Source organism: Streptomyces sp. NPDC014991 (genome assembly GCF_043080665.1).
GTDB lineage: Bacteria > Actinomycetota > Actinomycetes > Streptomycetales > Streptomycetaceae > Streptomyces.
In genome coordinates this window covers 230,870-240,997 of sequence record NZ_JBIBVY010000011.1, presented here as the reverse complement: position 1 = coordinate 240,997, position 10,128 = coordinate 230,870, and the positions used below count along the sequence as shown (strand labels likewise).

Below are 10,128 nucleotides of genomic sequence, written 5' to 3'. Positions count from 1 at the left end.
CGGCCCTGGGTGCGGTGCCCGCCGCCGTCGGGAATGCGCCCCAGCTTCTTGACGTCGATGTGGATCAGTTCGCCGGGCCGTGCACGCTCGTAGCGGCGCACGAGTTCGCCGGTGGCCCGGTCGACGGCGGCCAGAACGGGCAGACCGAACGAAAGACCCCAGCCGAGGCTGTCGGGACGTGCGACCGGACCCGGTTCAGAGCTTCAGCGTGAACCAGGTCGTCTTCCCCTCGTCGGTCGGCCGCACCCCCCAGCTGTGCGCGAGGGTGCGGACCAGCAGGAGGCCCCGGCCGGACTGCTCGTCCTCGGCCGCGAGGCGGGGCAGGGGCAGATGCGGGCTGTGGTCGCTGACCTCCACGGTGAGGTCGGTGGGGGTGCGGCACAGACGGAGCCCCAGCGGGCCCTCGGCGTGCTGCACGGCGTTGGTGAGTGTCTCGGAGAGCAGCAGCAGGGCGTCGTCGGCCGATGCCGCGCACTCCCACGAGGTCAGCGTCCGTCGGAGGAAGGCGCGGCCCTCGGGGACGGAGGACGCGGTGGCGGGCAGCTCGGTCACGGCGGCCAGGGGCGCGGCCGGGAGCTGGGCCAGCAGGAGCGTCACGTCGTCGTTGTGGCCCTCGGCGTCGGGCAGCAGCGTGGCGAGCACGTGGTCCGCGGCGGCCTCCAGCCCGTTCGCCCGGAGGAAGAAGATGTCGAGGACGGCGGTGAGTTCGGCGAGCCGCGCTTCGATGTCACTGTCGGGCGTCTCGATCAGGCCGTCGGTGTACAGCACGAGCGTGGCGCCGGGTGTCATGTCGGTGCGGGACTGCTCGTAGAGGACGTCGCCCACGCCGAGCGGGGCGTTGACCGGGGCGGGAAGCACGCGGACGCCGTCCCAGGGACCCACGACGAGGGTCGGCAGATGTCCGGCGGAACAGACCGTCACGGTACCCGGGTCCGGCGCGATGACCAGGTAGCAGCAGGTGACCAGCTGGTCCGGCACGTCCAGGTCGGTGACGACCGTGTCGAGGGCCTGCATCAGCTGGCGGGGCTGCATGCCCGTCTTGGCGAGCGCGTGCGCGGCCGAGCGCAGCTGGCCCATCACGGCGGCCGCCTCCAGCCCGCGGCCCATCACGTCGCCGATGAGGACACCGACCCGCCCCGCGCCCAGTGGTATGAGGTCGAACCAGTCACCGCCGACGCCGGCGCCCTGGGTGGCCGGCCGGTAGCGGCTGGCGGTGGCCAGGCCGGGGATGGCGGGCGGGGTCCCCATGAGGCTGCGCTGCAACGTGAGCGCGATGTGCCGCTGCTGCTCCAGCAGGGCCGTGAGTTCGGCCTCCGCGCGCTTGCGGTCGCTGATGTCCCGCACGATGGCGCAGGCGCCGACGACCTTCCCGCAGCTGTCCCGGGTCGGCCACAGCGTGACGTCCACGTCGAGCAACGCCCCGCTCATGGTGACCCGCAGGACCTCGAAGTGCTCCACCTTCTCGCCCTCGCGCAGCCGTTCCAGCAGGGCCCGGATGTCGTCCTGCATCTCGGCCGGGGCGAGCAGCGAGACGTGCCGGCCGATCGCCTCCGGGGCGGTGTAGCCGTACAGCCGTGCCGCGGCGGCGTTCCAGTAGGTGATGTACCCGTCGAGCGTCGTGGCCAGGATCGCGTCCTGGGAGGACTCGACGAGCGCGGCGAGTTCGTTGATGCGGGCCTCGGCCGCCTTGCGGTCGCTGACGTCGCGCACGGCGGCCGACACCAGCAGTCCGTCCGCGGTCTCCATCGGGCTGAGGCTGATCTCCACGGGGAACTCGCTGCCGTTCTTGCGCAGCCCGTGCAGTGCCAGCCCGGCCCCCATGGGGCGCACCTGGCGGTTGGCGGCGTAACCGTCGCGGTGGCGGGTGTGATGGCCCCGGAAGCGGTGCGGGACCAGCAACTCGACGGGCCGGCCGAGCAGTTCCTCGCGCTGGTAGCCGAACAGGGCCTCCGTCTGCGCGTTGACCAGCCTGATGGTGCCGGTGTCGTCGACGATGACCATGGCGTCCGGCGCCGCCTCCAGCAGCCCGCGGAACCGCTCCTCGGCCGCCGACGGACCGCCCGGCCGCACGTCGGCGCCGCACTGGCACTGTCCCGGGACCGGAGGTGCCGCGGAGCGCGCCGGCCCGTGCACGAAAGCGTTCATGAGTACCCGCCAGTTCGTTCGTGATGCTGCGGCCATCCCAGCGCATGCGGGACGCGACGGCCGTGACTTGTCGCGTCCTGTCCGGACGGTGCGCGGAACGCTTCGAGCAGTGACGAAGATGTCCGTAGTCGGTCCCTGACTGATCATCCTGGGGCACGCGTGGGCCGTGCCGTAGGGCCGGTCGGCCCCTCCCAGGGACCTGCGGACCCTGCCCCCCCGCCCCCTTGGGCCGCGAGGCTGGAGGAGACCCCGACATCAGGAGGTGGACACCATGTCCCGCACCGTCACCGTGGGCCTCGACGGTTCGCAGGAGAGCCGGGCCGCCGCCGAGTGGGCGGCCCGCGAGGCGCGGCTGCGCGGGCTGCCGCTGCGGCTGGTGCACGTGTGGGCGCCCGTGGCCCCCGCGGCGGAAGCCCCGCTGCTGGGCGCGGAGACGCACCAGCACTGGACCGAGCGGATCCCGGGGGAGACGGCCGAGGGCCTGCGGCTGCGCCACCCCGCGGTGGAGGTCGTCGCCGAGCAGCGCGTCGGCAGCCCCGGCGAGGTACTGACGGCGATGGCCGACGAGGCCGAACTGGTGGTCCTCGGATCCCGGGGCCTGAGCGGCGTGGGCGGCTTCCTGATGGGCTCCGTCGGCCTGACGGTCGTCGCACACGCCCAGCACCCCGTGGTGCTCGTACGGGCCGGGGAACAGGCCGCCGACGAACACGAGCAGGACCCCGCCGGCGTACCGTCCGCCGCGACGCCCTACCGGCCCGTCGTCCTCGGTGTGGACATCACCGCCCCCGACGACACGGTGTTCGCGTTCGCCTTCGAGGAGGCCGCCCGGCGCGGGACGGCCGTGCGGGCCGTGCACGCCTGGACCACACCGCCCTACCACGTCTACGGACTCGCCGTCGACCCGGCGTTCGACCAGGAGGTCGCACAGCAGGAGACGGCCGCGCTGTCCGAGACGCTGCGGCCCTGGCGGGAGAAGTACCCCTCCGTGCCGGTCGTCGAGGACTGCGGGGCCGGGAACGCGTCCGTGCGGCTGGTCGACGCCGCGCACGAGGCGTCCCTGGTCGTCGTGGGCCGCCGCACGCGCCCGGCCCGGCTCGGCACGCACATCGGCCCGGTCACCCACGCCGTCCTGCACCACGCCACCGCACCGGTCGCGGTCGTCCCGCACGAGTGACCGTACATCCGGACGAACGCGAAGACCCGCCCCGTCGGCCGACGGGGCGGGTCTCACGGGGCCGGGCGAAGCGGTACGGTCACGAGCGGCTGCCGCTGCCGTACGGAGCGTAGAGGTCCAGGAGACGGATGCGGGCGGCCTGGAGGCGGTGGGCCACCACGTGGCCGACCCACACGGCGACCGCACGGCCGAACTCGGCGTCACCCGCGCACAGGTCCCGCACGGCCTGCGCGTCGAACTCGTAGGCCCGCACCGGGCTGGTGGTCTCGGCGCCCAGCTGCCAGGTGTGGGGAGCGAAGTGCCAGGACCAGCCGACGAGTTCGCCGTAACCGAGTGTCTCGATCACCGCGGCGCGGCGGCCGGGCACGTGCAGGTCCAGGGCGACGGTCCCGGTGCGGACGATCCAGAAGCGGTCAGCCCGCCGCCCTTCCTCGAACAGGCGCGTACTCACGGGAAAGGACACCTCGCGGGCGAGTTCCATCAGCCGCTCCCGGTGGCCCACCGGGAGGGCCGCCGCCAGGGTGGTCGTGGAGGTCATGACTCCGGCTCCTTTCGTTCCTGCCGCCGCTGCCGGCCGGCGCAAGCGCGGTGAGGCTGCTGCCTTCCTTTCAGTTTCCGCGCGGCCGGTGCCGGGCACCACGGGCCGCCCGGCCCCCACGGAGGACCGACCGGCCCTGCGACGGGGTCCGTACCGGTGCGGTCCGCCGGGCGGGGAGTGCCGGCCGGGACGCCCCGCCCGGTCCGGGCCGAAGGTCCCCGTGGGCGGGGCGGCCCGGCCCCTTCGCGGCGGCCGGCGGCGCGTGTCACGGTGGGATGGCAGGTCCCGGACCGCCGGTCCGGCGAAGGAGGTGAGCCCGGTGGCGGAACTGCCTCTCGTCGTGGGCGTGGACGGATCGGCGTCCAGCCTGACGGCGGTCGACTGGGCGGTGGCCGAGGCCGCCCGCCACGGCCTGGTGCTGCGGCTGGTGTACGCCTCTCTCTGGGAGCGCTACGAAGGCGCCCTGCCGTCGGACAGTCCCGACCGCCCGTCGGAGCAGCTGATGGCCGAGCACATCGTCGCCTCCGCGGCGGAGCGGGCCCGGCTGCGCGATCCGGATGTCAGGACGGCCACCGACATCCTCCCCGAGGAGCCGGTGGACGCCCTTCTGCGCGAAGGTGACGACGCCTTCGCCCTGGTGACCGGAGCACGCGGACGGGGCGGGATCAAGGGGCTGCTTCTCGGCTCGGTCGGTCTCACCGTGGCCGCCCGCGCCCACTGCCCGGTCGTCGTCGTCCGCGGGGACCGGGCCGGACTGGCCGGCACCCATGAACGCGTTCTGCTGGGCGTGGGAGAACCGGACGCCGGCGGTGAGGCCGTGCGCTTCGCCGTCAAGGAGGCGGAGGCGCGCGGCTGTGTCCTCGACGTCGTACGGGCCCGGCGACGCACCGTGTACGAGAGCGCCGGCCCTCGGCTGCTCGCCGGGCACGCCACGCACCGGAACGAGGAGCAGGCTGCCGTCCTGCTCGACGCTCTGCTGCGGGACGCGACCGCCGGCCGGCCAGGGGTCCGTGTGCACCGCGCCACGCTGGAGGGCGCGGCCCGGAAGGTGCTCGTGGACCGTTCGGCCGCCGCCGACCTCGTGGTCATCGGTGCCCGCCGGCGTGAGCACCGCTCCGGGCTCCAGTTCGGCGCGGTGGCGCACACCCTGCTGCACCACGCCCGGTGCCCGGTGGCGGTCGTACCCCAGCGGGGGTGACCCGACCGGGGGCGACCGGTGGGGAGGGTCGGCACGTGCTCCGCGGGGACGGGGAGCGGCTGACCGAGCAGGTCCCCCGGAACCGGTCATGGTGGACAGACGGGGCGACAGCGGAAGTGGGCGGCTGGGCCGGGGGACACCGGAAAGTGAACGCGCACCGGGGCGTGAAAGACCATGGCCGGACAGGGAGCATCCGAGCAGAGCCCGCCGACGGCGGCGGACCGCCCCTCGCAGGGCGACCTCGGACGCCGCATCGAGCGGCGGCGGACCGAGCTGGGCCTCACCCAGGAGGAGCTGGCCTTCCGGGCGGCCATGGCGCCGAGCTACCTCGCACACCTGGAGAAGCACAGCACGGCGGCACCGGAAGCCGGCACCCTCCTCAGGCTGGCCGGGGCGCTGCGGACCAGCCCCACGGAACTCGGCGGCGGCCACGTCGACCTGCCACCGGGCATCGGCCACGCCGCCCGGGCCCCCCGCCTGAGCGAGCTGGACGAGCAGGAGTGCCGTCGGCTGCTGTCGACGCACGGCGTGGGAAGGATCGCGGTCTCCACCGAGGCCGCCCCGCTCGTCGTCCCCGTCAACTACAGCGTCGTGGACGATGCCGTCGTCCTGCGGACACAGCCGGGGACGGTCTCCCTCCAGGCACCCGGCCGCGAGGTGGCCTTCGAGGTCGACCGCGTGGACGACGCGCTCAGCCAGGGCTGGAGCGTCGTGGTGCGGGGACCCGCGGAGGTGGTGACCGATCCCGACGGCGTACGACGCCTCGCCGAGCGCGCCTACAGCACGCCCTGGGCCGGCGGGGAGCGTGACGTGTGGGTCCGCATCGGGATCTCCGCTGTCACCGGCCGCCGTATCGACGTCGGGTGAGCCCGTCCGGTCCCCGGCCGGGGACCGTGGCCCTTCCTTCCCGGGTGCCGGACCACGAGAGTGGAACCACACCCGGGGAGGCCACCGCCCTGTCCGCCGCACTCCGTGCGCCCCGGTCCCGTGTCCTGCCCGTCGCCGTCGGCCCGGACGGCAGCCGCGAGCGTCTCGTGGCCGCCGGATGGGCCGCCCGCGAGGCCATCCTGAGCCGCGCCCCGCTGCGTCTGGCGCACGCCTGGGAACAGCCACCCGCCGGCCGTGCCACGCTCGCGGCGGGCAGCGTTCCGCTACCGGACCCCGCCCGGGCGGCGCGGTCCCTCGACGAGACACGGGACGCGCTGACGCACCGTCACCCCGGCCTGCACACCACGGCCGACAGCCTTCCCGGGCTGCCGGCCCTCACACGGATGGACACGGCTGCCGACGCCGAGCCGCTGGTCCTCGGGGCACGGGGCCTGAGCAGGGCAGCCGGCCTGCTCCTCGGTTCGGTGAGCCGGACGGTCCTGGTGCGGGCCGGGCGGCCCGTGGTGCTGGTCCGGCCGGATCCCGCCGGAGACGTCCCGGCACCGGCGTACGGCGACGTGGTGGTCGGGGTGGGCCTCGACGGCCCCGACGGCGCGGTCATGGGCTTCGCCTTCGGCGCCGCCTCCGTCGCGCCGCCGCGTCGCGGGTCGTGCACGGCCGGGGCGCGGTGGCCGGGACGTCGAGGCCGGCGGACGCCGGCCTCGACGGTCGCGCGGCGGAACGCGCCGCACACCTGCTGATCGCTCGTCCTGCGCCCCTGGCAGGACGCGTTCCCGGACGTCGCGGTGACCGAGCAGGCCGTCAACGGGCGGGTCGTCACACACCTGACCGACGCTTCGCGCGACGCCCTGGTCGTCGCCGGACGCGCCGGCCGGCACACCCCGCTCGGGGCGCACATCGGTCCGGTGACCGACGCGCTGGTACAGCACGCCGTGGCACCGGTCGCGGTGGTACCCCACGAGGGAGGCGGGCGGCGAGGAGCCCGTGCGGCGCCGCCCCCGCGGCGGCGAAGGAAATCGCTGTCCGGTTGCCGGAGCACGGTGATAGACAACCGGGGTGCGAAACACTCTGGACTTCCCCGACCTGCTGCGACTGATCGACGAACGGTCGACCGCCTTCCGCGCCGCGGTCGCCGCCGCGCCCAGCCTCGACGTGCAGGTGCCGAGCTGCCCCGACTGGACGCTGTTCGACCTGGTGCAGCACCTGGGCGAGGGGCGCCGCGCCTGGGCCGCCACCATCGCCGCAGGCCCTGACGCCACCGCCAAGTCCGCACCGCAGGGCGACCCGGCCGCACCTCGCGAGCGCGAGGCCCTGTCGGCCTGGTCGGCCGCATCGACGCGGCAGCTGCTGGACGCACTGCGGGAGGCCGGCCCGGACCGCGGTTGCTGGACGTGGTGGGGCAAGTCGCAGTCGCCGCAGACCTGCGGTGCAGCCGCCCGACGTCAGCTCCACGAGATCGCGGTGCACACCTACGACGCCCAGCTCACCCTGGGCGCCCCGCAGCCGCTGCCGGACGAGGTGGCACTCGACGGTGTCGAGGAGTTCCTGTCCACCATCTGCACAACGACGGTCGCCTGGCCGCACGAGCCCGCTGTCGTCGACTACCACGCCACCGAGGGCCTCTCCTGGCGCACCTGGCTCGACGACGACGGCGCACGGGCCGCCCGCCTGCCCGCACCCGGCGCGATGCCCGGCACCGACGAGGACCCGGACGTGGTGCACGCCTCCGCCCGAGGCACGGCCCATGAGCTGGTCCTCGCCTTCTACGGCCGTATCCCGTTGGACTCCCTGAAGCTCGACGGCAACCGGCATCTCTTCGACCAGCTCGTGGCCTGGGACCCCGAGCGGTAGAGACGTGAGGGTCCGCCCGCCGGCCGGGCAGGGGCATCCGCCCTCCGGGCGAGGACCCACATGATCAGCGGCGGCGTGCGGCCGAGGCCTGCTCGTGCACCATGAAGACGTCCACCGCGTCCTCGGTCTCCACCCTGAACCCGTGCCGCTCGTACAGCCGCCGGGCCGGACTGCCCCGAAGCACGTGCAGCCGGACCGGCGTGCCCTCGCGGTCACACCGCTCCAGAAGGCCACGCAGCACGGCGGCAGGTGATCATGGTCGCAGCCGGGCGTGCGGGCCCTGGGCGTGCTGGCCACATCAGGGGAGGGTGTGCGAGGCTGCGAGGAGCCAGCCTGGTCTGGTGAGAGACCCCGCGCCGTCTCCAGGCCATCCACCCGGTGGCCGGAGAACGGTACGGGTGGTCTTGCTCGGCTGCGCGTGGTCCGACGCCGCGCGCTTGACGGCCCGCCCTCTGGCGGCAGCCGTGAGGGGCTCGATCCCGGAACTGGGGACGGACCATGCCCGACTTCACCGTGACAGTCGCCCATCATCCCGACGAAACAGTCATCGCCGTGACCGGCGAGATGGACATGAGCACCTGCCCGCAAGTGAAGGAAGCCGCCACGACCCTGCCCCCCGGCAACACGACGCTGCGCCTCGACCTGTCCGGCATGTCCTTCATGGACTCCATGGGCCTCAACCTGCTGCTGACCCTGCGGCGCCGTCTCCGGGCCGAGGGCGGCCGGCTGATCCTGGCCGGTGTCCAGGACCAGCCGGGCGGCCTGCTCCGACTGACCGGGGCGTACCCGCTCTTCGACATCACCGAGGCGGCCGACAACCTCGCCGGCTCGGTTAGCTGACCAACCGGCGAGCAGTGGCCCGGCGACGCGTCATCGGACTGCGTCACCCGGGCGAGGCCCCGCCTCGCACCGGCCCGCTGCCCGTCTTGGCGCCGCCGCAGGACGGTCCGCCCGTCCGTGCACAGCCCGCCGCGCGCCACCGAAGCGGAACCGCGCCCACTCCGGTCCCTTCCCGTCGTCGGTCACCGCCCCTTCCCGCGTGCGCTGCCTGACGTCCCGCACGTCCCCCCGTTCCCGTGGACGGGCGCCGGACGACAGTACGAGCGTCGGCACACCGACGGCATCACCGCAGCACGCACCGCCGACGGCCGGGATTCGGCCTCAGCCGGTCACCGGCTTCCTCCTCCTTCACCACGCCGGCCACCTGCCCGTCCCGGAAAGCGCGACGACGCCCGCATCCTGGTGTGCGAATGGCCCGGCCCCCACCTGCCCCGCCCCGCACCCCTCGCCGCCATCGCCGACCCCGACGGTCAGGGGCGTCCCGTGCGGCCGGTCCCACCCCCGCGTCCGGGGGGGGGACACGCGGCGAAGCCCGCCGTAGGGACGGCGGGCTTCGCACGAAGGAACGGAAGGGAGCTGTCAGTCGCCGGCGAGCATGCCCTCACGCAGGCGGGCCAGGGTGCGGGACAGCAGCCGGGAGACGTGCATCTGGGACACGCCCAGGCGTTCGCCGATCTGGGCCTGGGTGAGTTCCTCCACGAACCGCATGTGGATGATCTGCCGGTCACGTTCGTCCAGTTCGGCGATCAGCGGGGCCAGCGCGTGGAAGTCCTCCACCAGCTCCAGGGCCGCGTCCTCGGTGCCGATGAAGTCCTGGAGCGCGGCCTCGCCGTCCTCGCTGGTGCCGAGCGCGGCGTCGAGGGAGGAGGAGTTGTAGCCGTTGGCGGCGAGGCGGGCCTCGCGCACCTCGTCCTCGGGCAGGCTCAGCAGCTCCGACAGTTCGCCGACCGTCGGCGTACGGCCCAGCCGGCTGCGCAGTTCCTCCGTGGCGCGGGCCAGCTGGACCCGGGCCTCCTGAAGGCGCCTCGGCACGTGCACGGCCCAGGTGGTGTCACGGAAGAACCGCTTGATCTCACCCACGATGTAAGGGATGGCGAAGGAGGTGAACTCCGCCTCCCGCGACAGTTCGAACCGGTCGATCGCCTTGATCAGTCCGATCATGCCGACCTGGACGATGTCCTCCATCTCCTCCGGCCCCCGGCTGCGGAACCGGCCGGCCGCGAAACGGACGAGGGACATGTTCATCTCGATCAGCGTGTTGCGGGCGTAGCTGTATGCGGGAGTGCCCTCTTCCAGCACTGCCAGCTGCTCGAAGAACAGCCGCGACAGGTCGCGGGCGTCCTTCGGCGCCACCTTGGAGGGGTCGGCGACCTCCGGCACCCCGGCTGTCCGTATGTCCGTCGCCGTCACGCTCGTGAGCGCCATACTGTTTCCCCTCCCATAATCGGATCCACCGCTGCCGCCCGCCTGGAACGGCCGTCGGCGCAGCGCTTA

At 74.0% G+C, this 10,128-nt stretch carries 9 protein-coding genes and 3 pseudogenes; 7 read left to right on the top strand and 5 right to left on the bottom strand.

Annotated elements, in window-relative coordinates; genetic code table 11:
* Positions 1 to 134 (bottom strand): annotated as a pseudogene (locus ACF1BE_RS19495) (IS481 family transposase); the annotation flags it as partial.
* Between the two features lie 61 nt (positions 135 to 195).
* Positions 196 to 2,145, bottom strand: a complete 1,950-nt coding sequence (locus tag ACF1BE_RS19490; RefSeq protein ID WP_392200274.1) for a PAS domain S-box protein — start codon at positions 2,143 to 2,145, stop codon at positions 196 to 198.
* Between the two features lie 271 nt (positions 2,146 to 2,416).
* On the opposite strand from ACF1BE_RS19490, the gene ACF1BE_RS19485 reads away from it, so the two are divergent.
* Positions 2,417 to 3,319 (top strand): universal stress protein, encoded by a 903-nt coding sequence (locus tag ACF1BE_RS19485; RefSeq protein ID WP_392200273.1) that lies wholly within the window; start codon positions 2,417 to 2,419, stop codon positions 3,317 to 3,319.
* Positions 3,320 to 3,398: 79 nt separating this feature from the next.
* Here ACF1BE_RS19485 and ACF1BE_RS19480 read toward each other — a convergent pair whose 3' ends face one another.
* Positions 3,399 to 3,857: a Crp/Fnr family transcriptional regulator gene (locus tag ACF1BE_RS19480; RefSeq protein ID WP_392200272.1), complete on the bottom strand. Its 459-nt coding sequence runs from the start codon at positions 3,855 to 3,857 to the stop codon at positions 3,399 to 3,401.
* Positions 3,858 to 4,176: 319 nt separating this feature from the next.
* Here ACF1BE_RS19480 and ACF1BE_RS19475 point away from each other — a divergent pair, with 319 nt between their 5' ends.
* The 5 genes and pseudogenes from ACF1BE_RS19475 to ACF1BE_RS19455 all read left to right on the top strand — a co-directional run bounded on the left by ACF1BE_RS19475 (position 4,177) and on the right by ACF1BE_RS19455 (position 7,794).
* The gene (locus ACF1BE_RS19475) at positions 4,177 to 5,055 is read left to right on the top strand and encodes a universal stress protein (protein WP_392200271.1); all 879 of its coding nucleotides are present in this window, start codon (positions 4,177 to 4,179) and stop codon (positions 5,053 to 5,055) included.
* A 174-nt stretch (positions 5,056 to 5,229) separates the two neighbouring features.
* A complete protein-coding gene (locus tag ACF1BE_RS19470; protein WP_392200270.1) occupies positions 5,230 to 5,922 on the top strand; it encodes a helix-turn-helix domain-containing protein in 693 nt (230 codons plus the stop codon).
* A gap of 44 nt (positions 5,923 to 5,966) precedes the next feature.
* The gene (locus tag ACF1BE_RS19465; RefSeq protein ID WP_392200269.1) at positions 5,967 to 6,683 is read left to right on the top strand and encodes a universal stress protein; all 717 of its coding nucleotides are present in this window, start codon (positions 5,967 to 5,969) and stop codon (positions 6,681 to 6,683) included.
* 45 nt (positions 6,684 to 6,728) lie between these two features.
* A pseudogene (locus tag ACF1BE_RS19460) lies at positions 6,729 to 6,839 on the top strand (hypothetical protein); the annotation flags it as partial.
* A 160-nt stretch (positions 6,840 to 6,999) separates the two neighbouring features.
* Positions 7,000 to 7,794 carry a maleylpyruvate isomerase N-terminal domain-containing protein gene (locus ACF1BE_RS19455; protein WP_392200268.1) on the top strand — a complete coding sequence of 265 codons (795 nt, stop codon included), beginning with the start codon at positions 7,000 to 7,002 and terminating at the stop codon, positions 7,792 to 7,794.
* A gap of 64 nt (positions 7,795 to 7,858) precedes the next feature.
* Here the strand turns inward: ACF1BE_RS19455 and ACF1BE_RS19450 are convergent.
* Positions 7,859 to 8,038 (bottom strand): annotated as a pseudogene (locus ACF1BE_RS19450) (GNAT family N-acetyltransferase); the annotation flags it as partial.
* Positions 8,039 to 8,292: 254 nt separating this feature from the next.
* Between ACF1BE_RS19450 and ACF1BE_RS19445 the strand changes: the two are divergent.
* Complete coding sequence (locus ACF1BE_RS19445; RefSeq protein ID WP_392200267.1) at positions 8,293 to 8,634, top strand: STAS domain-containing protein; 342 nt, start codon at positions 8,293 to 8,295, stop codon at positions 8,632 to 8,634.
* A 579-nt stretch (positions 8,635 to 9,213) separates the two neighbouring features.
* Here ACF1BE_RS19445 and ACF1BE_RS19440 read toward each other — a convergent pair.
* Positions 9,214 to 10,059, bottom strand: a complete 846-nt coding sequence (locus tag ACF1BE_RS19440; protein WP_392200266.1) for an RNA polymerase sigma factor SigF — start codon at positions 10,057 to 10,059, stop codon at positions 9,214 to 9,216.
* Between the last annotated feature and the right edge of the window lie 69 nt (positions 10,060 to 10,128).